Source organism: Pantoea agglomerans (assembly GCF_020149765.1).
In the GTDB taxonomy this organism is placed as follows: domain Bacteria; phylum Pseudomonadota; class Gammaproteobacteria; order Enterobacterales; family Enterobacteriaceae; genus Pantoea; species Pantoea alvi.
The window spans coordinates 3313803-3340509 of sequence record NZ_CP083809.1; the positions used below are offsets into that span (position 1 = coordinate 3313803).

Genomic DNA, 26707 nt, shown 5'->3' on the forward strand with positions numbered 1-26707 from the left:
ATGGCCAAGTCATCAGAGAGGAGCCCACCATGGCGCAAAAAGAAATGTGGTATGAAACCCTTCATGCCGGTTTCGGACAATATTTCACGGTCGATAAAGAGCTGTACCGGGAAAAGACCGCGCATCAGGATTTGATCATCTTCGAAAACGCGCAGATGGGCCGCGTAATGGCGCTGGACGGCGTGGTGCAGACCACCGAGCGCGACGAATTTATCTATCACGAAATGATGACGCACGTGCCGCTGCTGGCGCACGGCGCGGCGAAGCGCGTGCTGATTATCGGCGGCGGCGACGGCGCGATGCTGCGCGAGGTGGCACGTCATCAGCAGCTGGAAAGCATAACGATGGTAGAGATTGACGCCGGCGTAGTGACCTTTTGCCAGCAATATCTCCCTAATCACAGCCAGGGCGCTTATCAGGATCCGCGTCTCAATCTGGTGATCGACGATGGCGTAAACTTCGTCAGCCAGACTCAGGAAAAATTCGATGTGATCATCTCCGACTGCACCGATCCTGTCGGACCGGGCGAGAGCCTGTTCACCTCAGAATTTTACGCTGGCTGCAAAAACGCCCTTAATCCTGGCGGCATTTTCGTGGCGCAGAACGGCGTCTGCTTTCTGCAGCAGGAGGAAGCGATCAACAGCCATCGTAAACTCAGCCACTATTTCGCCGACGTCAGTTTTTATCAGGCAGCGATCCCGACCTACTACGGCGGCATTATGACTTTCGCCTGGGCAAGCGATAATCCGGCGCTGCGTCACCTTGACCTCGCCACGCTGCAAACGCGTTTCGCGGCGTCGGGCCTGACCTGCCGCTACTATAACCCGGCTATCCATGCCGGCAGCTTTGCGCTGCCGCAGTACCTGCTGACCGCCCTGTCCGCTGAACAGCCTTTATAAGGAGGTGAACCAAATTGCAAAAGCTTAAACTGCATGGCTTCAACAACCTGACCAAAAGCCTGAGTTTTTGTATTTACGATATTTGTTATGCGAATACTGAAGCCGAACGCGATGGCTATATCGCCTATATCGATGAGCAATACAATGCCAATCGCCTGACGGAGATCCTGACGGAAACCTGTTCGATTATCGGCGCGAACGTGCTTAATATTGCGCGCCAGGATTATGAACCGCAGGGCGCCAGCGTCACCATTCTGGTGAGCGAAGAGCCGATCGATCCAAAGGATATCGACAATTCAGAGCATCCTGGTCCGCTGCCTAATTCCGTTGTGGCGCACCTGGACAAGAGCCATATCTGCGTGCACACCTACCCGGAAAGCCATCCTGAAGGCGGCCTGTGCACCTTCCGTGCGGATATCGAAGTCTCAACCTGCGGCGTGATCTCCCCGCTGAAGGCGCTGAACTACCTGATCCACCAGCTGGAGTCCGATATCGTTACCGTCGACTACCGCGTGCGCGGCTTTACCCGCGACGTAAACGGCGTGAAACACTTTATCGACCATGAGATTAACTCGATCCAGAACTTTATGTCGGAAGATATGAAGGCGATGTATGACATGGTGGATGTGAACGTCTATCAGGAAAATATCTTTCACACCAAGATGTTGCTGAAAGAGTTCGACCTGAAGCACTACCTGTTCAATACCCGCCCTGAAGATCTCAGCCCGGCGGAACACAAACGCATTACCGACCTGCTGTGGAAGGAGATGCGCGAGATTTACTACGGCCGCAATATTCCGGCTGTGGGCCTGAAGACCTTTTAATGACCAGGCGCGCGATGTCACGCCATAGCGGCAGACGCGCGCCGATTTCTTTGGGGGTTTTAATTTCTAAGCTGCCTGTACGGCAGTGAACGGTTACCTTACCAAACTAACCTGCTCATATCCCACTAAAAAGCAGCAATATTGAGCCAAAACCCCTTTTATCAGACACGCACTGCCGCGCCTTATTTTTCAATAAATTACAGCCAGCCTATAAAAAAGGGTGTGCAAAAGGATGCCGAAAAAAATCCAGGCGAGAAAGGCTGATTAGTTTTGAAATAAAAAACAGGATCGTACTTTTCAGCCGAAGCGCTCAATCCCACGCATGCCCAATAAACAGGCGCGGCCGTCCTGCCCTTCCCCTTATTTCAACGAGAAAAAAGCGCAGCGGGTGCCAGCTAAACGACCCGCAGCGTTAATCCGTCAGCGCCAGCGCAATTCCGCGCTCGCGCAGCGTGCGGCACACTTCTTCGTCTAACCGGCTGTCGGTCACCACATCGGTCAGCTCATCCACCGGGGCGGCGCAGAACAGCGACCAGGAGCCATATTTGCTGCTGTCAGCCAGCAGAATGCGACGGCGCGCATTCGCCAGCAGATCGCGCTTCAGCCCGGCCTTCTCTTCTGTCGGCGTGGTGATGCCACGCTCCAGGCTCCAGGAGTTGCAGCTGACGAAAGCGATATCGGGATTAATGCTGCGCAGCAGACGCCGCCCGTGCTCACCTACGCACGACTGGCTCGAGTCGTCGATGCGGCCGCCGATAATGGTCACTTCAATCTGTTTGAATTCCGAGAGAAACAGCGCGATATGCAGATCGGCGGTAATCACGCGCAGCGGCAAATGCGTCAGCTGACGCGCCAGCTCCAGCATGGTGGTGCCGGCGTCCAGCACTACCGCATCGCCCGACTGCACGAACGTGGCGGCGTGGTGGGCGATAGCCTGCTTCTCCGCCAGATTACGCTGCATCTTCTCCAGCGTGGTAGGCTGCGCCGGAATAAAACGATTCAGCGTAACGCCGCCGTGGCTGCGGCTAATCACGCCTTCTTTATCCAGCTTAATCAAATCACGTCGAATGGTTGCCGGCGAGGCGGAAATAGCGCTCACCAGCTGATCAACAGTCACCAGATTATGGCTTTTCAGATAGTCCATAATCTGGTCAAGGCGACTTTGTCCCTTCATATTTCCCTATGCTAACTGCATCGCGAGTTTAATGGAGATCGCCATGCTCTCAGACTTCGCTTTACCTGTCCATGCGATATCAAAAGCGGTGCCGTGGTCTGCAGAGGTGCGGATAAACGGCAGACCGGCAGTGATATTCACGCCGTCGTAAAAGCCAAGCAGTTTCAGCGGGATATGTCCCTGATCGTGGTACATCGCCACCACGATGTCATACTGCCCTTCCTGACACTGCAGGAACACCGTATCGGGCGGACAGGGGCCGAAAACCTCAATGCCCTGCGCCTTCATCGCCTTCACCGCCGGCGCGACGGTGGTGATCTCCTCGTCGCCAAACAGACCGTTTTCACCAGCGTGCGGATTAACGCCCGCCACCGCGATACGCGGCTTTTCAAAACCGACGCGGCGCAGGAAGGTATCCGCCATGCCAATCACCGTTTCGATGCGCGTGCGGCTCAGCGTGTCGAGGAACTTACGCAGCGCGATATGCGTGGTGACGTGAATAACCTTCAGCTTATCGGTATAAAGCACCATCGCGTAATCTTTGGTGTCGGTCAGATGCGCCAGCAGCTCAGTATGGCCAGGATAGAGATGGCCCGCCGAGTGCAGCGCCTCTTTATTCAGCGGCGCGGTGGCGATAGCCTGAACCTCGCCCGCCAGCGCCAGCTCGGTGGCGCGCTTCACGCAGCGCCAGGCGAGATCGCCCGCCTGCTTCTGCACCACGCCCGGCTTCAGCGCATCGGGATCGGCCAGCGGCTCGTCGATAACGTTAATAATGCCTGGCGCGAAGTGCGCCTCTTTTACGCTATCCAGCACGCGCAGCTCGACCTGCGGCGTAATGTTCAGAGCAAGGATGCGGCGCAGCGTCGCCGCGCATCCCACCACCACCGCCGGCGCGCCGTTAAGATCGCCTTCCGCCAGCGCTTTGATGATGATCTCCGGGCTAATGCCCGCCGGATCGCCCATGGTCACCGCAATAATTTTACTCACTCGACTTCTCCTCAATAAAACGAATGGCTGCTACCAGGGTGTTTTCGTCGCCAAAACCGCCCGCTTTGGTCATCACCGGCAGGGTAAATTCACTGTTAAGCAGGACGCCGTGCGGCACGCAGTCCGCCACGATGCCCTGAATCTGAAAGCCGCTGGCGCCCAGCGCCTGCGCAACCGCAATCGCTACGTCGCCACCAGAGAGATAAAGCGCTGCGGGCCGCTGCGCGCGACAGAGCATCAGGGTCAGTTCGCCCAGAAACTGGCAAATCGCTTCGCCCAGCTGCTGGCGCGTTATCTGCTGCTGCCGACACAGCGCCTCGATCTCATGACGCTGCCCGGCGTGCTGGCAGGTGCGAAGCACCGTATGGCGACCGGCGCGCAGCGCAGCGAGAGCCTGCTCCGCCCAGCGCGCGCCGTCCGGCCAGCGAGGGCGTTCAAACAGCTGACGGATATCGATATCCACCAGCGTGATATCTCGCTGCGCCGCCAGCCGGGCGATCTGCTGCTGCGCGCTGGCGCTCATCGAGCCGATAACGGCCAGCACCGGCGCAGTGGCGCGTACCGCCAGCTGCGCGCCGAGCGCGTCGCTCAGTCCGGCGGCGCCCACCAGCAGCGGCGTTTCGTCAAGCTGCGCGGCGGCGGCCAGGATAAGCGCAATATCGCTCTCGCTTTCCGCATCGATCACCACTGCGCCCTGCTGCTCCGCCAGCAGCGCGGCAAAGCGATCGCTGCGCAGCGCGGCGAGATCGATCTCCCTGCCCGCGATCCCAAGCTGCGTTAACACCCGCGCGCTGATCACCGGCGTTTTTGGATCGCTGGCGTATTCGGTCTCGGTCAGCGGCACGCCGTTGACCTGCACCTCGCCGCGGCGCGTCACCCGTCCCAGCCGCGGCACGGCGGGGACGATTAGCGCCCGCTGCTTGCCGCTGGCAGCCAGCGCGGCGCGCACTTCGGCGCCGATATTGCCGCGCAGCGTGGAATCGATCTTTTTAAACAGCCAGCCCTGCGCAATAAAATCCTGATGCCGCCGCACCACGGCTTCGGTACGCGCCGCCGCCTCTGCGGCGCTGACGGCGCGGCTGTCGGTGCTGATCACCCAGACGTCAGCGGCGGCGACATCCAGCGGCGCTTCGCTGCTGAACAGGACGTGCACGCGAGCGCCCGCCTTTGCCAGCCCGCTGCCGGCGTCGTTAGCGCCGGTAAAGTCATCGGCAATAACCAACACCGGCGTTTTCCATGACTTCTGCGTCATCTTCTCTCCCGTTGAGCTGCATGCTGCTACCGAATGATTATATTCAATCACGGTTGATTATATGTGAGCAAGATCAAATTAATCAAAATCGATATGCTCTATAAACTTAACCACAGCAAGTGACAGATATCGCACCCGTTTGACCAAATTTAATCATTCGCTCAGGCTTCGCAGTAATAAGGGTATAAAATGAATATCAACAGCACGGTAATTAGCGGCTTTCAGGCGCTGAACGACATTAGCTATCTGCTGAAAGGAAAAGCCAGCGCGCTGCTGGTGACGGACAAGAATATTGAAACCATCCCGGCGGTGCAGGCGCTTATCGCCCAGCTGAAACAGCATATTGTTCGCGTCAGCGTGATTAACAGCGTACCGCCGGAACCGAGCCAGCATGATGTCGCCGCGGTGCTGGCGGCGCTGCCCACGCGCGATGTGGATCTGGTTATCGGCGTCGGCGGCGGCAGCGTGCTCGATGTCGCCAAGCTGCTTTCGGTGCTGTGCGTCAGTAATGCCCCGTCGCTGGAGGCGCTGCTGGCGGGCGAAAAGCCGACCGCGCGCACCACCTCGCTGCTGATCCCCACTACCGCCGGCACCGGCTCGGAAGCGACGCCTAATGCGATCCTCGCTATTCCCGAACGTGAAACCAAAGTCGGCATTATCTCGCCGGTGATGCTGCCCGACTTCGTGGCGCTGGTGCCGGAGCTGACCACCAGCATGCCGCCGCATATCGCCTCTTCCACCGGCATCGATGCGCTTTGTCATTTGATTGAATGCTTTACCGCCACGGTGTCCAATCCGGTAAGCGACAACTACGCGCTGATCGGCCTGAAGAAGCTGTTCGCCAGCCTCGAAACTGCCGTTGCCGAGCCGCACAACCTGCAGGCGCGGCTTGATATGCTGTGGGCCTCTTATTACGGCGGCGCGGCGATCGCCCATGCGGGCACGCATCTGGTGCACGCCATGTCCTATCCGCTGGGCGGCAAATATCATCTGCCGCACGGCGTCGCCAACGCCATCTTGCTGGCACCCTGCATGGCCTTTGTACGACCGGCAGCGGTAGACAAATTCGCGCAGGCTTACGATCTGCTGCCGGATGCGGATACCTCGCTGGATAACGAGAGAAAATCGCACGCGCTGGTGGCCTGGTTCACCGCGCTGGTTAAACGACTGAAGCTGCCAGCCAGCCTGGAAGAGCTTGGCATCGGCCCGGATCACCTGCCCTATTTAGTGGAAGCGGCGCTCGACGTGCAACGTCTGATGAAGAACGTACCCGCTGCCGTCAGCGCGAATGACGTCCGTGACGTCTACCTGACGCTGTTCCCTTCACATCAGGAATAAAGAGGATTATATGAGTCAGAAAATTACCGGCGTATTGACCGCTATCGTGACCTGCTTCGATTCGGAAGGTGCTTATAACCCCGCCGCCCAGCGCGAGCAGGTAAAACGCCAGCTGGCCGCAGGCAACGGTATCTTCTGCGGCGGCACCAACGGCGAGTTCCTTGTGCTGAACGAGCAGGAGAAGCTCGCCGTCACCGAGACCTGTCTTGATGAAGTTAACGGCCGCGCGCCGGTGGTGGCGCATATCGGCGAGATCTCGACGCGTGAGACCATCCGTCTCGGCAGGCAGATCGCGAAGCTGGGCGTGGATGCGGTTTCTGTGATCACGCCCTACTTCGTGCCGCTTCGTCAGGAAGAGCTGATCTATCACTACCAGACGGTCGCTGACGCGCTTGAGGTGCCGCTGTTCCTCTACAACATTCCGGCACGAACCGGCAATACGCTACAGCCGGACACCGTGCGTGCCCTGGCGTCCCATCCCAACATTATCGGCATCAAAGACTCGGCGGGCAGCTATGAGAGCCTGAGCGGCTTTATCAAGGCGGCGGAAGGCATCGAGAACTTCGACGTGCTTAACGGGCCGGACTCGCTGATCCATCAGGGCTTCGTCGACGGCTGCTCCGCCTGTATCTCGGGCCTGGCCAACGCCGCCCCGAACGAAATCAACGCCATCTGGTCGCGCTTCAACGCAGGCGATATTGAGGGCTCGCGCGCGGCGCAGGAGAACGTCACCGGCCTGCGGACCGATCTCTACAGCATCGGCTTCTCGCCAGCGGCGGTGAAGAAGGCGGTATCGCTGCTGGGCTACGACGTAGGCGACAGTCGCTATGCGGTGCGGTTCAGCGCCGACGAAGAGCAAAAAATCCGTCAGGTCGTCAATCAGTACCTGAAGTAATGGCCGTCAGGGCAGCCGTTGCTGCCCTTTTCTGCTTTAAACCCATTGGGAAACGCGATGAAGATAATCTGCACCTCGCCGTCGTTCGCCAGATATGACACGACGCCGATTGATACCCTGAAACAGCACGGCTTTGAGCTGGTGACCCTGCCCGCCGACGCGCCGGCAGAAGCGCTGGCGCCGCATCTGCCAGAGACCGTGGCGATGATCGTCGCCTTTACCGAGGTAGACGACGCGCTGCTGGCGCAGGCGCCTGCGCTGAAAATTGTCTGCAAGCACGGCGTCGGCGTCGATAATATCGACCTCGACGCCACGCGCGCGCGCGGGATTTACGTGACCAACGTGCCGGACGCCAACAAGCATGCCGTCGCCGACTTCGCCTTTGCGCTGATCCTCAGCGGCGCGCGCCAGCTGACTCAGGCGGTAACGGAAACGCGCGCGGGCAACTGGCCGCGTATTTTCGCAACCGACGTCTACGGCAAAACGCTGGGCATTATCGGGCTGGGCAATATCGGTAAGCAGGTGGCGCTGCGTGCAAAAGGTTTCAGCATGCGCGTCATCGCCTTTGACTTCTATCCTGACGAAGCCTTTGCCGCCGAGCATGGCATCACCTTTGTCAGCCTCGACCAGCTGACCGAAGAGAGCGATTTTATTACCCTGCACACGCCGCTGACCGACGAGACGCGCAACCTGTTCGACGGTGCGCGTCTGCGCCGCATGAAGAAGCGCGCCTTTTTGATCAACGTTTCGCGCGGCGGCGTCGTCAATGAAGAGGATCTCTTCCATGCGCTGCAGGACAACGTAATTGCCGGTGCGGCGGCCGACGTATTTGTCCAGGAGCCACTCACTTCGCACCCGCTGTTTAGCCTGCCGAATTTTATCCCGACGTCGCATATCGCTGGCTACACCGACGGCGCCATCAGCGCTATCGGCGAACGCTGCGTGGCGCAGATTGTGCAGTGCGTCCGACAGGGCGAGCGGCCGATCAACGTTATGAACGGGCTGGCGTAAGCGCCGCCCTCGCCTGCAACCTGATTCGAGTGGAAAATAATGATGAACTCTACGCTGCGCTCGACCAAAATTCGCTGGTGGATCGCTGGCCTGATGTGGCTGGCGGTCGCCATTAACTATATTGACCGGACGGTGCTCTCCGCCGCCGCACCGCATCTGATCACCGAGCTGGAGATCAACCCGGAGATGATGGGCCTGATTATGGCCGCCTTCTTCTGGTCTTATGCGCTGCTGCAAATCCCGGCGGGCTGGTTCGCCGACCGTTTTGGTCAGAAAAAAGGGCTCGGCATCGCAGTCGGCTGGTGGTCGATCGCCACCATGGCGATGGGCCTGGCGACCGGCTTTAAATCGCTGCTGGCGCTGCGCCTGGCGCTGGGCGTCGGTGAAGCGGCCGCCTATCCCAGCAACGCGGGCATCGCCGCGCGCTGGTTCCCGGATCGCGAACGCGCCACCGTATCGGGGCTGTTCGACAGCGCCTCGAAATTCGGCGGCGCGGTGGCGATGCCGCTCATCGTCTGGATGATCGCCATGGTGGACTGGCGCATTACCTTTCTGGTTATCGGCGCCATCGGCCTGTTCTGGGTCATCGCCTGGTATTTTATCTATGCCGAGAACCCGGAAGACCATAAAAGGATCGACCAGAACGAAGTGCGTCTGATCCGCGACGGCCAGGCGCAGAAACATGGTGAGAAAGGCGTGCGGCCGATGAAGTGGTACCGGCTGCTGCGCTACCGCAATATCTGGGCGATGTGCATCGGCTTTTTCACCATCAATTACACCTCCTACTTTTTTATTACCTGGCTGCCGACCTATCTGGTGAAAGACAAGGGCATGGACTTTCTGAAGATGGGCTTCGTCGCCGCGCTGCCGCTGATCTGCGGCATGGTGATCGAGGTGCTGGCGGGCTGGGCGTCGGATCGCATGGTGCATAAAAAGGTGCTGTCGCTGACCGCCACGCGCAAGCTGTTTCTGACCATTGGCTTGCTGATGGCGCTCTGCATCGGGTTCGCGCCCTTTACCGAATCGGTGTTTATGACCGTGCTGCTGCTCTGTATCGCCAAGTCGGGCACCACCGTGGCCGCCTCGCAGGTCTGGGCGCTGCCGGGCGACGTGGCGCCGAAAAACAGCGTCTCTATCGTCGCCGGGCTGCAGAATACGGTGTCGAATATGGGCGGCGCGGTCGGCCCGATTATCACCGGCGCGATTGTTGGCGCCACCGGCAATTTTACCTGGGCGCTGGTTTTCTCCGCCGTGCTGGTGGTTATCGGCATCCTCAACTATCTGTTCCTGATGGGCAAGGTTGAGCCGATTGTCGATAAAGAGAAAGCGCCAGAGCCGCAGGCGGTCGCCAGCAGCGTCTGACAGGCGCGGGCAAAAAGGCTCTGATGGCGATCGGAGCCTTTTTGCGTTTAACGCGGCGCAATATTGATCAGGCTACCCGCCTGCAAGAGTGGCTTGAAACGGCGGTGCTGACGGCGTTCAGCGATCGGAGTGGCCGCGCTGACTCAGCGCCCCTGTAAAAACTGGCGGTAGGCGTTCATAACGGCAAGAAAATCCTCCACGCCGCAGAACGACAGGCTCTCTTCGTCGTAGTAGTTCATGCCTTCTTCCAGCCCGTCATCCTCTAAGGCAAGGTGGTTAGCGCGGATCATGATCTCTTCATCGTCCATCCACAGCGTATATTCATGGCCAATGCGCTGCCACTGGCGCTCGCTGCCCTTGATACTACGCATCGCGGCTTCGACCTCGTCCAGCAGCGCCAGGTTTTCTTTCACTTCCTCGTTAAACCAGTGGCCCACCGCTTCGTGATCCATTGACATGCGTACTTTCACCTGCCCGGTGAGATCGCGTAAAAATTCGTATTCCATGGGCTAACCCTTTGGTTAATGACGCGAGTGAATCCGCACCAGAATAGTGTGTGCGCATCATCAACGCTAAAGTGAGATCGGGGCGACATTATTGCGGGGAAAAGGCAAAAGAAAAAGGGGCGATTATCGCCCCTTTGTTTTTTAGTGAGTCACTCAGACCGCAGTCTGGAAAATCACATTGTCTGCTTTATCGGTGTACTGATCCAGCTGGTCAAAGTTGAGGTAGCGGTATGTGTCGCTGGCAGTTTTATCCACCTGCACCATAAACTGCTGATACTCATCCGGCGTCGGCAGTTTGCCGAGCAGCGACGCGACCGCAGCCAGTTCAGCCGATGCCAGGTAGACGTTAGCGCCGGTGCCGAGACGGTTCGGGAAGTTACGCGTCGAGGTAGAAACCACCGTCGCGCCGTCCTGCACGCGCGCCTGGTTACCCATGCAGAGCGAGCAGCCCGGGATCTCGATACGCGCACCGCTCTTACCGAAGACGCTGTAGTAGCCCTCTTCAGTCAGCTGAGCCGCATCCATCTTGGTCGGCGGCGCAACCCACAGGCGGGTCGGCAGCTGGCCTTTATGGCTGTCGAGCAGCTTACCTGCCGCGCGGAAGTGACCGATGTTGGTCATGCACGAACCGATAAACACTTCGTCGATCTTCTCGCCCTGCACGTCAGAGAGCAGGCGCGCGTCGTCCGGATCGTTCGGCGCGCAGAGGATCGGCTCTTTGATATCGGCCAGATCGATCTCGATAACCGCCGCGTATTCGGCGTCGGCGTCCGCTTCCAGCAGCTGCGGATCCGCCAGCCATTTTTCCATGCCCTGGATACGACGCTCCAGCGTACGGCGATCGCCGTAGCCTTCTGCGATCATCCACTTCAGCAGCACGATGTTGGAGCTGAGGTATTCGATAATCGGCGCTTTATCGAGCTTGATGGTACAGCCCGCCGCTGAGCGCTCAGCAGACGCATCGGTCAGTTCAAACGCCTGCTCGACTTTCAGATCCGGCAGACCTTCGATCTCCAGGATGCGGCCAGAGAAGATGTTCTTTTTGCCTTTCTTCTCAACGGTCAGCAGGCCCTGTTTGATGGCGTACAGCGGGATGGCGTGCACCAGATCGCGCAGGGTGATGCCCGGCTGCATTTTGCCTTTAAAGCGTACCAGTACAGATTCCGGCATATCGAGCGGCATGACGCCGGTCGCGGCGGCGAAAGCCACCAGGCCAGAACCCGCCGGGAACGAGATGCCGATCGGGAAGCGGGTGTGCGAGTCGCCGCCGGTGCCGACGGTGTCCGGCAGCAGCATGCGGTTCAGCCATGAGTGGATAACGCCGTCGCCCGGACGCAGCGAGACGCCGCCGCGGTTCATAATGAAGTCCGGCAGCGTGTGGTGCGTGTTAACGTCGACCGGCTTCGGATAGGCGGCAGTGTGGCAGAATGACTGCATCACCAGATCGGCGGAGAAGCCGAGGCACGCCAGATCTTTCAGCTCGTCGCGCGTCATAGGACCGGTGGTGTCCTGAGAACCTACCGAGGTCATCTTCGGTTCGCAGTAAGCGCCAGGGCGGACGCCTTCAACGCCACAGGCGCGACCAACCATTTTCTGCGCCAGCGAGTAGCCGCGCGTGCTTTCCGCCACGTCTTTCGCCTGACGGAACACGTCGCTGTGTGGCAGGCCCAGCGATTCACGCGCTTTGCTGGTGAGGCCGCGGCCGATAATCAGCGGAATACGGCCGCCGGCGCGGACTTCGTCGATGAGCACGTCGGTTTTCAGCTCAAAGCTGGCCAGCAGCTCGCCGGTTTCGTGGTTGCGCACTTCGCCTTTGTACGGGTAGACGTCGATCACGTCGCCCATGTTCAGCTCGCCTACATCAACTTCGATCGGCAGCGCGCCCGCATCTTCCATTGTGTTGAAGAAGATTGGTGCGATTTTGCTGCCCAGCACCAGACCGCCGCCTTTTTTGTTCGGGACGTTCGGGATGTCGTCACCCATGAACCAGAGTACGGAGTTGGTTGCCGATTTACGCGAAGAGCCGGTGCCGACGACGTCGCCGACGTAAGCCAGCGGATAGCCTTTGGCCTGCAGCGCTTCAATCTGCTTGATCGGGCCGACGTTGCCCGGCTCATCCGGGTTGATGCCTTCACGTGCGTTTTTCAGCATTGCCAGCGCGTGCAGTGGAATATCTGGACGAGACCATGCATCCGGCGCCGGAGAGAGGTCGTCGGTGTTGGTTTCGCCGGTCACTTTGAACACGGTGACGGTAATTTTTTCTGCCAGCTCAGGGCGTGACAGGTACCACTCGGCGTTCGCCCAGGATTGCATTACCTGCTGCGCATGGGTATTGCCCGCTTTCGCTTTTTCTTCAACGTCGTAGAAGTTGTCAAACATCAGCAGCGTGTGCGACAGCGCTTTGGCGGCAATCGGGGCCAGCTTCTCGTTGTCCAGCGCCTCAATCAGCGGATGAATGTTGTAACCGCCTTGCATAGTGCCGAGCAGTTCAATCGCTTTTTCAGGGGATACCAGAGGAGAGGTCGTTTCGCCTTTAGCAACCGCGGCAAGGAAACCCGCTTTAACGTAGGCGGCTTCATCAACGCCGGGTGGGACACGGTTGACCAACAGATCGGTCAGGAATTCTTCTTCACCCGCTGGCGGGTTTTTCAGCAGTTCAACCAGCGCGGCCATCTGGGAAGCATCTAACGGCTTAGGTACGATCCCCTGGGCAGCACGCTCAGCAACGTGCTTACGGTATTCTACTAGCACGACGTTCTCCTCGCTCACATTGTATGGGTCTCCGGTGCACCCTGATGCTAAGCATTCCATGAGTAGGGTAAGGTGCCCGGTTCCGCGTGGGGCAGCATAGCAGGGTTCAGGCTGTTTGTTAATCCGTTTACAAAAACACAACATAATTAACAGGGGTAAATTGTGCGGTTTTTGCGTTTATGGGCTAGCTGAGAAGTGAGGGCAAGAAATGAGGCAGATTTTGTTAATTTGCTCTGGCCTGAAGATAGCTGCATCAAGAAATAACTCAGCAGTGCCGAAGGTGTTGATATAACTTTTGGATTAATTTTTTATGAGGAGACAGGCGTATTGGTTATGGGTTACGCGTTAAAATGAAGTAAACGGAGGTTTAAAATAAGAATGTCTGTTTGAGGTTGTCTGTACACTATGACTGCCTGTGAGCTGCGTATGTGTCTTTCCAGGCTGCCTGTACGGCAGTGAACTGCTGGTGCGTTTTACCGGCGAGATGCAAAAATTTCCAGGCTGCCTGTACGGCAGTGAACTGTTGCCAACACATTCTAACTTGCTCATTAGAAATTATTTTTGACCAAATCCTCATCAAAACCCTTTTTCGCAGAATCAAAATAAATCAATAAAAATCAAAAACTTAATTTTGAAAGAAAAAACAGGGTATGGGTCGCGCCAGTTATCGTTCATTATTTTCTTCCATCTGCCCCTAAGCCTTCAAGTTAACTCAGATAAAATCCAGAAAGCCCTGACAAGAAATAATGGGTACGCGTCCGGCATCGGGATTGATAATTCTTTCACCTGAAAACCATATCCTTCTTTTTCAGTTTCAACCTGAAAACGATGTACTTACAGGAAACTCGTACCAGGCAACGCCCGACGGTGGACTCAAAGAAGATGAATCTTTCGAAGAAGCAGCATCGCGAGAACTTTACGAAGAAACAGGCTTTATATATAAAGCGCCCGGCTTACAGGTAGCAAAAAACAGCTCAGGATGATGCTGCCGAGTGGAGAAACGGTTCTTACGGACGAGCGTTTCTTTGTGGTTAGGGTGAACAGTCAGGAGGCCGATGTCATCGGCTGGAGTAACAATGAGCAGCACTTCACCCAGAGACACCACTGGAGGACAAAAGAGGAGATTGAGCAATCAAGCGAAACTATCTTTTCTCGCGATCTCATCATCAAGTCGATGCAACTAAAATAAACCCGCCCATAAAAAAGCCCCCTTTCGGAGGCTTTTTCTGAACCAGCAAAAGAAACTTACTTCTTCTTCGCTTTCGGGTTCGGCAGGTCGGTAATGCTGCCTTCGAAGATCTCAGCCGCCAGGCCAACCGACTCGTGCAGCGTCGGGTGCGCATGAATGGTCAGCGCCATATCTTCCGCATCGCAGCCCATCTCGATCGCCAGACCGATTTCACCCAGCAGCTCGCCGCCGTTGGTGCCGACAACCGCGCCGCCGATAACACGATGCGTCTCTTTATCGAAAATCAGCTTGGTCATGCCGTCAGCGCAGTCAGAGGCGATAGCACGGCCAGAAGCCGCCCACGGGAAGGTCGCCGTCTCGTAGCTGATGCCCTTCTCTTTCGCTTCTTTCTCAGTCAGGCCAACCCACGCCACTTCCGGCTCGGTATAGGCAATTGACGGGATCACTTTCGGATCGAAGTAGTGCTTCATGCCGGCGATAACTTCTGCCGCCACGTGGCCTTCATGCACGCCTTTATGCGCCAGCATCGGCTGGCCGACGATATCGCCGATAGCGTAGATGTGCGGCACGTTGGTACGCATCTGCTTGTCGACGCGGATAAAGCCGCGGTCGTCCACTTCCACGCCCGCTTTGCCAGCATCCAGACCTTTACCGTTCGGCACGCGGCCGATCGCCACCAGCACCGCGTCGTAACGCTGCGGTTCAGCTGGAGCTTTCTTGCCTTCCATCGTGACGTAGATACCGTCTTCTTTCGCTTCAACCGCGGTGACTTTGGTTTCCAGCATCAGGTTGAACTGCTTAGCGATGCGCTTGGTGAATACTTTCACCACATCTTTATCGGCTGCCGGGATAACCTGGTCAAACATCTCAACCACGTCAATCTGCGAACCCAGCGCATGGTAAACGGTACCCATTTCCAGACCGATGATACCGCCGCCCATTACCAGCATACGCTCTGGCACTTCTTTCAGCTCCAGCGCATCGGTAGAGTCCCATACGCGCGGGTCGTCGTGCGGGATAAACGGCAGCGTAATCGGACGAGAGCCAGCCGCGATAATAGCGTTGTCGAAGTTGATGGTGGTCGCGCCGCCTTCTCCTTCCACAACCAGAGTATTTGCACCGGTGAATTTGCCCAGGCCGTTAACCACTTTAACTTTACGACCTTTCGCCATGCCAGCAAGACCGCCGGTCAGCTGGTTGATGACTTTCTCTTTCCAGGTGCGGACTTTGTTGATGTCCGTAGAGGGCTGACCAAACACGATGCCGTGCTCTTCCAGGGCTTTCGCCTCTTCGATCACCTTAGCAACGTGCAGCAGCGCTTTTGACGGGATACAGCCTACGTTCAGACAGACACCACCGAGGGTGCTGTAACGCTCTACCAGTACGGTTTCCAGACCTAAATCAGCGCAACGGAAGGCTGCAGAGTAACCTGCAGGACCAGCCCCAAGTACCACGACCTGGGTTTTAATCTCTGTACTCATCATGACCTCTTAGTTGTGATCCGGCGGGTCAGACGTAGAGCGCTTCTCATCAGGCTGGTCGGCCACTTGCATCCGGGCAGTGCGCGACGCCTTGCGTATCTTGAGTACGCTGCGGGTTCTGCGCGCTGGGCGTCAACAACTGACTGCGCCAGGTACGCCTGACGAAACAGGCTCACGATGTCCTTTGCTCCACCGGGACATTTATCACCGCAAGAGTTTACAGAATTGTTAACAAACTGCAAACCGCGATGCCACGAATCTTTTACAACAAGGCCGGCGATTGCCGGCCTTGATTGTGCTTACATCACCAGACGGCGAATGTCAGACAACATATTGCCGATGATGGTGATGAAACGCGCACCATCAGCTCCGTCGATCACGCGGTGGTCGAAGGACAACGAGATCGGCATCATCAGGCGCGGCACAAACTCTTTGCCGTTCCAGACCGGCTCCATCGCCGATTTGGAGACGCCGAGGATAGCCACTTCCGGCGCGTTGACGATCGGTGCGAAGTGCGTCGTACCGAGGCCGCCAAGGCTGGAGATGGTGAAGCAGCCGCCCTGCATATCGCTGGCGGTCAGCTTGCCGTCGCGCGCTTTCTTCGAAGTCGCCATCAGCTCGCGAGAGAGCTCGGTGATGCCTTTTTTGTTCACGTCTTTAAAGACCGGAACCACCAGGCCGTTTGGCGTATCAACCGCCACGCCGATATTGATGTACTTCTTCAGCGTCAGGCGCTGCGCATCTTCTGACAGCGAGCTGTTGAAGCGCGGCATCTGCTCCAGCGCGGCAGCGACCGCTTTCATGATGAACACCACCGGGGTGTACTTCACGTCCAGCTTGCGCTTCTCGGCTTCGGCGTTCTGCTGCTTGCGGAACGCTTCCAGATCGGTGATATCGGTTTTGTCGAAGTGGGTAACGTGTGGGATAACCACCCAGTTACGGCTCAGGTTCGCGCCAGAGATTTTCTGGATGCGGCCCAGTTCCACTTCTTCCACTTCACCAAACTTGCTGAAGTCCACTTTCGGCCACGGCAGCAGGCCAGGCAGGCTTCCGCCGCTGGCAGCAGCAGCCGGTGCCGCTTCCGCACGCTTCACCGCCTCTTTCACGTAGCTCTGAACGTCTTCTTTCAGAATACGACCTTTGCGACCGGTGCCTTTTACCTTCGCCAGGTTCACGCCAAATTCGCGCGCCAGACGACGGATAACCGGCGTCGCATGCACGTAGGCGTCGTTCTCAGCGAAGTCGCCCTTCGCGTCCGCTTTCGGCGCAGCCGGTGCAGCAGCGGCAGGCGCGTCAGCTTTTGCCGGAGCCGAAGCCTGTGCAGCCTCCTGCTTCGGCGCTTCGGCTTTCGCCGCGCCTTCTACTTCGAACACCATGATCAGCGAGCCGGTGCTCACTTTATCGCCGGTGGAAACTTTCAGCTCTTTGACGGTACCCGCGAACGGCGCAGGCACTTCCATAGACGCTTTGTCACCTTCAACCACAATCAGCGACTGCTCGGCTTCCACTTTGTCGCCGACTTTCACCAGCACTTCAGTGACTTCCACTTCGTCGCCGCCGATATCCGGTACGTTAACCTCTTTCGCGCCCGCGGCTGCAGCCGGTGCCGAGGTTGCCGCTTCTTTCACTTCCGGCTTCGCGGCAGCGGCAGGCGCTGCGCCTTCCGCTTCGAAGACCATGATCAGCGAGCCGGTGCTGACTTTCGCGCCGGTTTCGATTTTGATCTCTTTCACCGTGCCGGCGAACGGCGCAGGCACTTCCATTGAGGCTTTATCGCCTTCAACGACGATCAGCGACTGCTCAGCTTCGATTTTGTCGCCGACCTTCACCAGGATCTCGGTGACTTCAACTTCGTCGCCGCCGATGTCTGGCACGTTAACGTCTTTGGCTGCGGTAGAGGCGGCCGCCGGCGCCGGAGCGGCTTCGGCCTTCTTCTCTTCCGCCGCAGGCGCAGCTTCTGCCGCTGCACCCTCTGCGTCAAAAATCATAATCAGCGAGCCGGTTTCGACTTTGTCGCCGGTGGCGATTTTGATCTCTTTCACCACGCCCGCCTGCGGCGAGGGAACTTCCATAGAGGCTTTGTCGCCTTCTACGGTGATCAGCGACTGCTCGGCTTCCACCTTGTCGCCAACCTTCACCAGAATTTCGGTGACTTCAACTTCATCAGACCCGATATCCGGTACCTTAATTTCAGTAGCCATTACTCTCTTACCTCTTAAGCCAGACGCGGGTTAACTTTATCGGCATCGATGTCGAACTTAGCGATCGCGTCCGCTACCACTTTCTTGTCGATTTCGCCACGTTTAGCCAGCTCGCCCAGCGCAGCCACGACCACGTAGGAGGCGTCCACTTCGAAGTGGTGACGCAGATTTTCGCGGCTGTCAGAGCGGCCGAAGCCGTCGGTGCCCAGCACGCGGTAATCGCTGGCCGGAACATAGCTGCGAACCTGTTCAGCGAACAGCTTCATGTAGTCGGTCGATGCCACCGCCGGCGCGTCGTTCATCACCTGAGCGATGTACGGCACGCGCGCTTCTTCAGTCGGATGCAGCATGTTCCAGCGCTCGCAGTCCTGGCCGTCGCGCGCCAGTTCAGTGAACGAGGTCACGCTGTAGACGTCGGAGCCGATGCCGTAATCTTTCGCCAGGATCTGCGCCGCTTCACGTACGTGACGCAGGATAGAGCCTGAGCCCAGCAGCTGCACTTTACCTTTGCTGCCTTCCACGGTTTCCAGCTTGTAGATACCCTTACGGATACCCTCTTCAGCGCCTTCCGGCATCGCTGGCATGTGGTAGTTTTCGTTCAGCGTGGTGATGTAATAGTAAATGTTTTCTTGCGCTTCACCGTACATACGCACCAGACCGTCATGCATGATGACCGCCACTTCATAGGCGTAGGCCGGATCGTAAGAGATACAGTTCGGGATAGTCAGCGACTGAATATGGCTGTGACCATCTTCGTGCTGCAGACCTTCGCCGTTCAGCGTGGTACGACCGGACGTGCCGCCCACCAGGAAGCCGCGCGCCTGCTGGTCACCCGCCAGCCACATCAGGTCGCCGATACGCTGGAAACCGAACATAGAGTAGTAGATGTAGAACGGGATCATCGGCAGGTTGTTGGTGCTGTAAGAGGTCGCCGCCGCCAGCCAGGATGAACCTGCGCCCAGCTCGTTGATCCCTTCCTGCAGAATCTGGCCTTTCTCGTCTTCTTTATAGTAAGCAACCTGCTCGCGGTCCTGCGGCGTGTACTGCTGGCCGTTCGGGCTGTAGATACCAATCTGACGGAACAGACCTTCCATACCGAAGGTACGGGCTTCGTCCGCAAGGATCGGCACCAGACGATCTTTGATCGACTTGTTCTTCAGCATCACGTTCAGGGCGCGCACGAAAGCGATAGTGGTAGAGATCTCTTTGCTCTGCTCTTCCAGCAGCGCCTTGAACTCTTCCAGCTTCGGCATTTCCAGTTTTTCAGTGAACTGCGCCTGACGGGTTGGCAGGTAGCCACCCAGCTTCTCGCGCTGGCCGTGCAGGTAGTTGTACTCTTCCGAACCTTTCTCGAAAGTGACGTACGGCAGCTCTTCGATCTTGTCGTCGGCAACCGGCACGTTGAAGCGATCGCGGATGTAGCGAACGCCATCCATGTTCATCTTCTTCACCTGGTGCGCGATGTTTTTACCTTCCGCGGTGTCGCCCATACCATAGCCTTTAATGGTATGCGCCAGAATCAGCGTCGGCTGACCTTTGGTCTCCTGCGCTTTCTTCAGTGCCGCGTAGATTTTCTTCGGATCGTGACCGCCGCGGTTCAGGGCGAAGATCTCTTCGTCTGACCAGTCTTTCACCAGCTCCGCCGTCTCCGGGTATTTACCGAAGAAGTGTTCGCGCACATAGGCGCCGTCACGGGATTTAAAGGTCTGGTAGTCGCCGTCAACGGTTTCGTTCATCAGCTGAATCAGCTTGCCGCTGGTGTCTTTCTTCAGCAGCTCGTCCCAGCGACCGCCCCAGATCACTTTGATTACGTTCCAGCCGGCGCCCGCGAAGATGCCTTCCAGTTCGTTGATGATCTTGCCGTTGCCGGTAACCGGGCCGTCCAGACGCTGCAGGTTACAGTTGATGATAAACACCAGGTTGTCCAGCTTCTCGCGGGTCGCGATGGTGATCGCGCCTTTGGATTCTGGCTCATCCATCTCGCCGTCGCCGAGGAAGGCGTAAACGGTCTGGTTAGAGGTGTCTTTCAGGCCGCGGTGTTCCAGATATTTCAGGAACTTCGCCTGATAGATGGCGTTCAACGGACCCAGACCCATGGAAACAGTCGGGAACTGCCAGAAGTCCGGCATCAGTTTCGGGTGCGGATAAGAGGAAAGGCCGTTGCCATGTACTTCCTGACGGAAGTTGTTCATCTGCTCTTCGGTCAGACGACCTTCCAGGAAGGCGCGCGAGTAGATGCCCGGCGAGATATGACCCTGGAAGTAAACCAGATCGCCGCCGTCTTTATCGCTGCGCGCGCGGAAGAAGTGGTTAAAGCACACTTCATAGATGGTCGCGGAAGACTGGAATGAGGAGAGATGGCCGCCCAGCTCCAGATCTTTTTTCGAGGCACGCAGCACCGATACGATGGCGTTCCAGCGAATTGCGGAACGGATACGACGCTCCAGAGTCGTGTTGCCCGGATACTCCGGCTCGTCTTCAACGGCGATAGAGTTGATATAGTTACTGACGGCGTTGCCGCCTGCCGCCACTTTTACGCCGCCTTTGCGGGCTGCGCTCAGCACCTGATCGATCAGATACTGCGCACGCTCAACACCTTCTTCACGGATGACCGATTCGATCGCCTGTAGCCAGTCACGAGTTTCGATCGGATCCACGTCATTCTGTAAACGTTCTGACATGGGGGGTATTCCTTATCTGTGTCTAATACGTTGAATTGTCAGGAGCCTGTCTCCATGTGTTCTGCTTGTGTGGTTCGCCAAAGCACAAGGAGACAGGCCCGTCGTTAATGTCCGCGCGTTCTTTGCCGCGCGTTATTCCTTACGTTGCTGTAAACGACGCAGGGAGCGTTCACGACGAGTCTGCTCCCGACTTCTGTCCAGCAAGATTTCCTCTATGAACGCCAGGTGACGATGCGAAGCTTCGCGCGCCTGTTCCGGCTCGCGCGCCACAATCGCCTCGAAAATACTGGCGCGGTGACCGCTTACTTTCGCCAGCATTTCCCGGCGCGAGTAGAGCAATTCAAAATTCTGTCGAACGTTTTGTTCCAGCATCGGTCCCATCGAACGCAGCAAATGCAGCAGCACCACATTATGGGCAGCTTCTGTGACAGCGATCTGATACTGCATCACCGCATTTGCCTCGGCGTCGAGATCGCCGCTCTCCTGAGCCTGCTGTATCTGCACGTGGCAGTGGCGGATACGCTCGATATCCTCTTCCGTGCCGCGCAGCGCCGCGTAGTAAGCCGCGATCCCTTCCAGCGCATGGCGCGTTTCCAGTAAATCAAACTGGGATTCCGGATGCTTAGTAAGCAGGCTGACGAGCGGATCGCTCAGGCTTTGCCAGAGATTCTGCTGGACGAAAGTACCGCCGCCCTGACGGCGCAGCAGCAAACCTTTCGCTTCCAGACGCTGTATGGCTTCGCGAAGGGATGGACGTGAGACATCAAATTGTTTGGCGAGTTCGCGCTCAGGCAGCAGCTTCTCACCAGGACGCAGCGTCCCTTCCATAATCAGCGATTCCAGCTGCTGCTCAATGGCATCTGAGAGCTTGGGTTGGCGAATCTTACTGTAAGCCATCTTCCCTTCTTATCAAGCCGTCGTCCGGAGTAAATTGGTAATACCAATTCCAAAAAGTTGGCCGTAAAGTAACAAAGTATTCACCTTGTGTCTATATGACGCCGGTCACAATCCTTGCCATACCGGCCTCCTCATGCCCTTAAGTTGCCGCCGGAAAAACAGAAATAGCGCGGTGAAGCCGATGTTAAATCTCGCTACTTTTACCAAACCTTACACGGCGTTAAGGGCGATTCCCTCCCTGGCCATAAGACAACCTTATTCGTCTTTGGCCTCAATTCATGGCAGAACAGGCGCAGGCGGCAGTGTGATGGCGACGATGCTTTTTCAGTCAACTCTCAGCACGAAAAGAGAAAGCAGGTGCAAAGCGCATCGCATATCACTATTCTTGTCGCCAGGGTAGCATCCGCTTACAGAGAAGGCGCCTGATACCGTAAATAAATCAGTACGTTATTGTAACCACTTCCTGACAGCCATCACGCGCTGCAACAGAAGAATTAAAACAACACGAGGTTCGTATGGAACAACAGCATGGCGACACGCTGAAGCGCGGGCTGAAAAACCGTCATATTCAGCTGATCGCGCTGGGCGGCGCGGTGGGAACCGGCCTGTTTCTGGGCAGCGCATCGGTGATCCAGGCTGCCGGTCCGGGCGTTATTCTGGGCTACGCCATTGCCGGCTTTATCGCCTTTTTGATTATGCGTCAGCTGGGAGAGATGGTGGTCGAGGAGCCGGTCGCCGGCAGCTTCAGCCACTTCGCCTACAAATACTGGGGTAACTTCGCCGGCTTCGCCTCTGGCTGGAACTACTGGGTGCTCTACGTACTGGTTGCCATGGCCGAGCTTACCGCCGTTGGCAAATATGTTCAGTTCTGGTGGCCCGATATCCCCACCTGGATTACTGCCGCCGTGTTCTTTGTGCTGATCAACGCCATTAACCTCACCAACGTGAAAGTCTATGGCGAGATGGAGTTCTGGTTCTCTATCGTTAAAGTGATCGCGGTGATCGGCATGATCCTGTTCGGCGGCTGGCTGCTCTTCAGCGGCACCGGCGGCCCGCAGGCCAGCGTCAGCAACCTCTGGGCGCAGGGCGGCTTCCTGCCGCACGGCTTCAGCGGGCTGGTGATGATGATGGCGATCATTATGTTCTCCTTCGGCGGTCTGGAGCTGGTCGGCATTACCGCCGCGGAAGCCGATAATCCAGAGCAGAGCATCCCCAAAGCCACCAATCAGGTTATCTATCGCATTCTGATTTTCTATATCGGCTCGCTCGCGGTGCTGCTGTCGCTGATGCCCTGGACGCGCGTTACCGCAGATACCAGCCCCTTTGTGCTGATCTTCCATGAGCTTGGCGACGCGCTGGTGGCGAACGCGCTGAACGTGGTGATCCTGACCGCCGCGCTGTCGGTCTATAACAGCTGCGTCTACTGCAACAGCCGCATGCTGTTCGGCCTGGCGCAACAGGGCAACGCGCCGAAAGCGCTGCTGCAGGTGGATCGTCGCGGCGTACCGGTGGCCACCATTCTGGTCTCTGCCGTAGCGACCGCCCTCTGCGTGCTGATTAACTACCTGATGCCGGGCGAAGCCTTCGGCCTGCTGATGTCGCTGGTGGTCTCTGCGCTGGTGATCAACTGGGCGATGATTAGCCTTGCGCACCTGAAGTTCCGTCGTAAGAAAGATCAGCAGGGCGTGACGACGCGCTTCAAGGCTCTGCTCTATCCGTTCGGCAACTGGCTCTGCCTGGCCTTTCTTGCAGGTATTCTGGTTATTATGCTGATGACGCCGGGTATGGCGATATCGGTCTGGCTGATCCCGGTCTGGCTGGTGATCCTGGCTATCGGCTACGCCATCAAAAACAAGGTGCAGCGCGCCTGATGTTTAGCCCGCCGACGTCGCTCGGCGGGCTGTTTTCCCTCTCGATCCAGCTCACACTTTTCCCGCCGCGCCTGTTTTGTCCATCTTACTGACTATTTGTTGCCAGCCATCCCGCTGATACAGCAACGATAATTCTCTGCTCATACCTAATGCGCAGGATAATTATCATGAAGGATTCCGCCCTCTCTTTTCGCGAAAAGCTGGGTTACGGCATGGGCGACGCTGGCTGTAATATGATTGGCGGCGCCATCATGCTGTTTCTTAATTACTTCTATACCGATGTTTTCGGTCTCGCGCCTGCGCTGGTAGGAACCCTGCTGCTCTCGGTACGCGTGCTTGATGCGGTTACCGATCCGATTATGGGTGCCATCGCCGATCGTACCCAGAGCCGCTGGGGGCGCTTCCGCCCCTGGCTGCTCTGGATCTCTGTGCCCTACGTGCTTTTTAGCGTGCTGATGTTCACGACGCCGGACTGGAGCTATGAAAACAAGGTGATTTGGGCCTTCGTCACCTACTTTCTGATGTCCCTGACCTACACCGCCATCAACATTCCCTACTGCTCGCTGGGCGGCGTGATCACCAGCGATCCCGGCGAGCGCGTCTCCTGCCAGTCCTATCGCTTTGTCATGGTCGGCATTGCGACGCTGATCCTTTCCCTGTCGCTGCTGCCGATGGCGGAGTGGTTCGGCGGCGAGGACAAGGCGCGCGGCTATCAGCTGGCGATGAGCGTACTGGCGCTGATTGGGCTGGCAATGTTTCTGTTCTGCTTCGCCACGGTGCGCGAACGTATTCGCCCGGCGGTGCCGACCCATGACGCGTTAAAAAGCGATCTGCGCGACGTGTGGAAAAACGACCAGTGGGTGCGCATTCTGCTGCTCACCTTCTGCAACGTCTGCCCCGGCTTTATCCGCATGGCCGCCACCATGTACTACGTCACCTGGGTGATGGGGCAGTCGACCCATTTCGCCACGCTGTTTATCAGCCTCGGCGTGGTAGGCATGATGCTGGGCAGCACGCTGGCGAAACTGCTTACCGACCGCTGGTGCAAGCTGAAGGTTTTTTTCTGGACCAATATCGCGCTGGCCTTGTTCTCCTGCGGCTTCTACTGGATCGATCCGCACGCCACCGTCGCGGTGGTCGTCGCCTACTTTTTGCTGAACGTGCTGCATCAAATCCCGTCGCCGCTGCACTGGTCGCTGATGGCCGATGTCGATGACTACGGCGAGTGGAAAACCGGCAAGCGCATCACCGGCATCAGCTTCTCCGGCAACCTGTTTTTCCTCAAGGTTGGCCTGGCGGTCGCGGGCGCGATGGTCGGCTTTTTACTCTCGATTTACGGCTACGACGCGGGCGCGAAACAGCAGTCTTCGCAGGCGGTAAACGGCATTATGCTGCTGTTCACCGTTATTCCGGGCGTGGGCTATCTGATTACCGCAGGCGTCGTGCGCCTGCTGAAGGTCGACCGCGCGCTAATGCGCACAATTCAGGACGATCTCGCACTGCGCCGCGCCAACTTCCGCGAACTGCATGAAGTGCATCAGCGCGACGGCGTCGTCACCCAACCCGGAGAAGCGAAATGAGCAAACCCTGGCCGAACCCCTTTATTGAACAGCGGGCCGATCCCTTTATCCTGCGTCATGAGCAGCAATACTATTTTATCGCCTCCGTACCCGCCTATGACCGGCTGGAGCTGCGTCGCGCCAGCACGCTGCACGATCTGCGCCATGCCGAACCGGTCGTTGTCTGGCGCAAGCCAGAGAGCGGCCCCTGCAGCGAACTGATCTGGGCGCCGGAGCTGCACCGCATCGACCAACAGTGGGTGATCTATTTCGCCGCCGCGCCGACGCGCGACATTAAAGACGGGCTGTTTCAGCACCGCATGTACGCGCTGGTGTGCGACGACGCCGATCCGCTCAGCGGACGCTGGCAGGCGCCGCGCCGGGTGTTTAGCCAGTTCGACAGCTTTGCGCTGGACGCCACGCACTTCGTCCATCAGGGTAAAAACTGGTATCTGTGGGCGCAGAAAGATCCGGCGATTCCGGGCAACTCCAACCTTTATCTGGCGGAACTGCTTAATCCCTGGACGCTGAAAGGCACGCCGACCATGCTGAGCCGGCCGGAATATGAGTGGGAGTGCGCCGGGTTCAGCGTTAACGAAGGGCCGGCGGTGATTAAGCATGGCGACCGGCTGTTCGTTACCTACTCCGCCAGCGCCACCGACGAAAACTACTGCATGGGGCTGCTGTCGATCGACGTGCGGCAGGATCTGCTTAATGCCGCTAACTGGCGCAAGTCGGCGCGGCCGGTCTTTACTTCAAACTGGGATAACCACCAGTACGGTCCGGGCCATAACTGCTTTACTCAGGATGAGAACGGCGAGGATGTGCTGGTCTATCACGCACGCAACTACACGGAAATCGAAGGGGATCCGCTGTGGGACCCCAATCGTCATACGCGGCTAAAAAGTTTTATCTGGCGCGACGACGGCACACCTGACTTCGGCGTGCCGCCTGCGGACTATACCAGCGTGCCGTAGATGGTAAGCAGTGCCACCACCACCACCAGCACCAGCGAGATGCGCTTCGCCAGCGCCACCGCGATGCGCGGAGTTTCAACCTTGTCCAGGTGCGGATCGCGCTCCAGCGAAAACTGCGCCAGGCTGGTCAGAACCTGATACTGCGAGCGGTGACGGTCGGTCAGCGCAGCGAACCAGGCGGGCAGCGCCTTCTCGCCGTGCCCCATCAGCGCATAGGCGACGCCGGCCAGCCGCGCCGGGATCCAGTCGATAACGTGCAGCAGGCCGTCGACGCCTGACTGCGCGCGCTCCAGCGGCGACTGATGCTTCGCCAGCCAGCTCTGCCAGGCGCGCAGGAAGGCGTAACCCACCAGCAGCACCGGCCCGTAAGGGCCGCCCGCCACAAACCAGAACATCGGCGCCAGATAGAAGCGAAAATTAATCCAGATCAGCGCGTTTTGCAGCTCGCGCAGGAACTCCCGCTCGCTGCACTCCACCGGCACGCCGTGGATCAGCGTCAGCTCCGCCGCCATCGCCTGATGCGCTGCCACATCGTCGTGACTCGCCGCTTTCAAATAGGCGTGATAGTGCCGGCGCGCCGATCCGGCACCGATGCAGAGCAGGCCGATCAGGATCCAGAACAGTAGCTGCGCGACGCCAAACAGCAGGCCTTTTACGCTCCAGATCGCCAGCGCCGTCAGCGCCATCGCCAGCAGGGTCATACCGAGCGTGCGCGGCAGCGAAAAACGGCGGCGGCGGCGAAAGATCGGCTCCAGCCGATGATCGAGCTGCCAGTGCTCACCCAGCTTAAACAGGCGTTCCCAACCTAAAACCAGTAACAAGGAAAACAACGTCATACCCACTCCGCGAAAA

The 26707-nt window shown here is 57.8% G+C and carries 21 protein-coding genes; 11 read left to right on the forward strand and 10 right to left on the reverse strand.

The annotated features are described in order from the left end of the window. Positions 1–29: 29 nt before the first annotated feature. Both speE and speD read left to right on the forward strand, forming a co-directional pair. The gene (gene speE / locus LB453_RS18600) at positions 30–899 is read left to right on the forward strand and encodes a polyamine aminopropyltransferase (RefSeq protein ID WP_103793969.1); all 870 of its coding nucleotides are present in this window, start codon (positions 30–32) and stop codon (positions 897–899) included. 14 nt (positions 900–913) lie between these two features. Further along, positions 914–1723, forward strand: a complete 810-nt coding sequence (gene speD / locus LB453_RS18605) for an adenosylmethionine decarboxylase (RefSeq protein WP_103793968.1) — start codon at positions 914–916, stop codon at positions 1721–1723. A 412-nt stretch (positions 1724–2135) separates the two neighbouring features. On the opposite strand, the gene LB453_RS18610 is transcribed toward speD, so the two are convergent. The 3 genes from LB453_RS18610 to dtnK are packed head-to-tail and all read right to left on the reverse strand — an operon-like array spanning position 2136 to position 5136. Next, a complete protein-coding gene (locus LB453_RS18610) occupies positions 2136–2897 on the reverse strand; it encodes a DeoR/GlpR family DNA-binding transcription regulator (RefSeq protein ID WP_103793967.1) in 762 nt (253 codons plus the stop codon). Positions 2898–2903: 6 nt separating this feature from the next. After that, positions 2904–3884, reverse strand: coding sequence for a D-threonate 4-phosphate dehydrogenase (locus LB453_RS18615; protein WP_103793966.1), 981 nt, complete (start codon positions 3882–3884; stop codon positions 2904–2906). Next, entirely contained in the window at positions 3877–5136 is a 1260-nt protein-coding gene (dtnK, locus tag LB453_RS18620) for a D-threonate kinase (protein WP_103793965.1), read from the reverse strand. Before dtnK ends, LB453_RS18615 begins: the two co-directional genes overlap by 8 nt. Positions 5137–5325: 189 nt before the next feature. Between dtnK and LB453_RS18625 the strand changes: the two genes are divergently transcribed. Genes LB453_RS18625 through LB453_RS18640 form a run of 4 tightly spaced genes read left to right on the forward strand, consistent with a single transcriptional unit; the run spans position 5326 to position 9742 of the window. Next, a complete protein-coding gene (locus LB453_RS18625; protein WP_103793964.1) occupies positions 5326–6474 on the forward strand; it encodes an iron-containing alcohol dehydrogenase in 1149 nt (382 codons plus the stop codon). A 10-nt stretch (positions 6475–6484) separates the two neighbouring features. Beyond that, positions 6485–7369 (forward strand): dihydrodipicolinate synthase family protein, encoded by an 885-nt coding sequence (locus LB453_RS18630; RefSeq protein ID WP_224481546.1) that lies wholly within the window; start codon positions 6485–6487, stop codon positions 7367–7369. Positions 7370–7426: 57 nt separating this feature from the next. Further along, the gene (locus tag LB453_RS18635; RefSeq protein WP_103793962.1) at positions 7427–8380 is read left to right on the forward strand and encodes a phosphoglycerate dehydrogenase; all 954 of its coding nucleotides are present in this window, start codon (positions 7427–7429) and stop codon (positions 8378–8380) included. Between the two features lie 42 nt (positions 8381–8422). Beyond that, positions 8423–9742: an MFS transporter gene (locus tag LB453_RS18640; RefSeq protein ID WP_103793961.1), complete on the forward strand. Its 1320-nt coding sequence runs from the start codon at positions 8423–8425 to the stop codon at positions 9740–9742. A gap of 143 nt (positions 9743–9885) precedes the next feature. On the opposite strand, the gene yacL is transcribed toward LB453_RS18640, so the two are convergent. Beyond that, positions 9886–10248 carry a protein YacL gene (gene yacL, locus LB453_RS18645; protein ID WP_103793960.1) on the reverse strand — a complete coding sequence of 121 codons (363 nt, stop codon included), beginning with the start codon at positions 10246–10248 and terminating at the stop codon, positions 9886–9888. A gap of 153 nt (positions 10249–10401) precedes the next feature. Beyond that, a complete protein-coding gene (acnB, locus tag LB453_RS18650; protein WP_103794042.1) occupies positions 10402–12999 on the reverse strand; it encodes a bifunctional aconitate hydratase 2/2-methylisocitrate dehydratase in 2598 nt (865 codons plus the stop codon). A gap of 746 nt (positions 13000–13745) precedes the next feature. Here acnB and LB453_RS18655 point away from each other — a divergent pair. Both LB453_RS18655 and LB453_RS18660 read left to right on the forward strand, forming a co-directional pair. After that, positions 13746–13982, forward strand: coding sequence for an NUDIX domain-containing protein (locus LB453_RS18655; RefSeq protein WP_224481547.1), 237 nt, complete (start codon positions 13746–13748; stop codon positions 13980–13982). Further along, positions 13979–14188: an NUDIX hydrolase gene (locus LB453_RS18660; protein WP_224481548.1), complete on the forward strand. Its 210-nt coding sequence runs from the start codon at positions 13979–13981 to the stop codon at positions 14186–14188. Before LB453_RS18655 ends, LB453_RS18660 begins: the two co-directional genes overlap by 4 nt. Before the next feature lie 56 nt (positions 14189–14244). On the opposite strand, the gene lpdA is transcribed toward LB453_RS18660, so the two are convergent. The 4 genes from lpdA to pdhR all read right to left on the reverse strand — a co-directional run bounded on the left by lpdA (position 14245) and on the right by pdhR (position 21448). Then, positions 14245–15669, reverse strand: a complete 1425-nt coding sequence (gene lpdA, locus LB453_RS18665) for a dihydrolipoyl dehydrogenase (RefSeq protein ID WP_033749657.1) — start codon at positions 15667–15669, stop codon at positions 14245–14247. 299 nt (positions 15670–15968) lie between these two features. Continuing rightward, positions 15969–17870: a pyruvate dehydrogenase complex dihydrolipoyllysine-residue acetyltransferase gene (gene aceF / locus LB453_RS18670; RefSeq protein WP_103793959.1), complete on the reverse strand. Its 1902-nt coding sequence runs from the start codon at positions 17868–17870 to the stop codon at positions 15969–15971. Between the two features lie 14 nt (positions 17871–17884). Further along, positions 17885–20551, reverse strand: coding sequence for a pyruvate dehydrogenase (acetyl-transferring), homodimeric type (aceE, locus tag LB453_RS18675; RefSeq protein ID WP_103793958.1), 2667 nt, complete (start codon positions 20549–20551; stop codon positions 17885–17887). Between the two features lie 132 nt (positions 20552–20683). Further along, entirely contained in the window at positions 20684–21448 is a 765-nt protein-coding gene (gene pdhR / locus LB453_RS18680) for a pyruvate dehydrogenase complex transcriptional repressor PdhR (RefSeq protein WP_033793510.1), read from the reverse strand. 515 nt (positions 21449–21963) lie between these two features. On the opposite strand from pdhR, the gene aroP reads away from it, so the two are divergent. From aroP to LB453_RS18695, 3 genes are all read left to right on the forward strand, one after another. Beyond that, on the forward strand, positions 21964–23319 hold the full coding sequence (gene aroP, locus LB453_RS18685) for an aromatic amino acid transporter AroP (RefSeq protein WP_103793957.1): 1356 nt from the start codon (positions 21964–21966) through the stop codon (positions 23317–23319). Between the two features lie 167 nt (positions 23320–23486). Next, a complete protein-coding gene (locus LB453_RS18690) occupies positions 23487–24899 on the forward strand; it encodes a glycoside-pentoside-hexuronide (GPH):cation symporter (RefSeq protein ID WP_103793956.1) in 1413 nt (470 codons plus the stop codon). Beyond that, positions 24896–25855, forward strand: a complete 960-nt coding sequence (locus LB453_RS18695; RefSeq protein WP_103793955.1) for a family 43 glycosylhydrolase — start codon at positions 24896–24898, stop codon at positions 25853–25855. The genes LB453_RS18690 and LB453_RS18695 overlap by 4 nt, the downstream gene beginning before the upstream one ends. On the opposite strand, the gene ampE is transcribed toward LB453_RS18695, so the two are convergent. After that, positions 25837–26691 (reverse strand): beta-lactamase regulator AmpE, encoded by an 855-nt coding sequence (gene ampE, locus LB453_RS18700; protein WP_224481549.1) that lies wholly within the window; start codon positions 26689–26691, stop codon positions 25837–25839. The genes LB453_RS18695 and ampE overlap by 19 nt on opposite strands. Between the last annotated feature and the right edge of the window lie 16 nt (positions 26692–26707).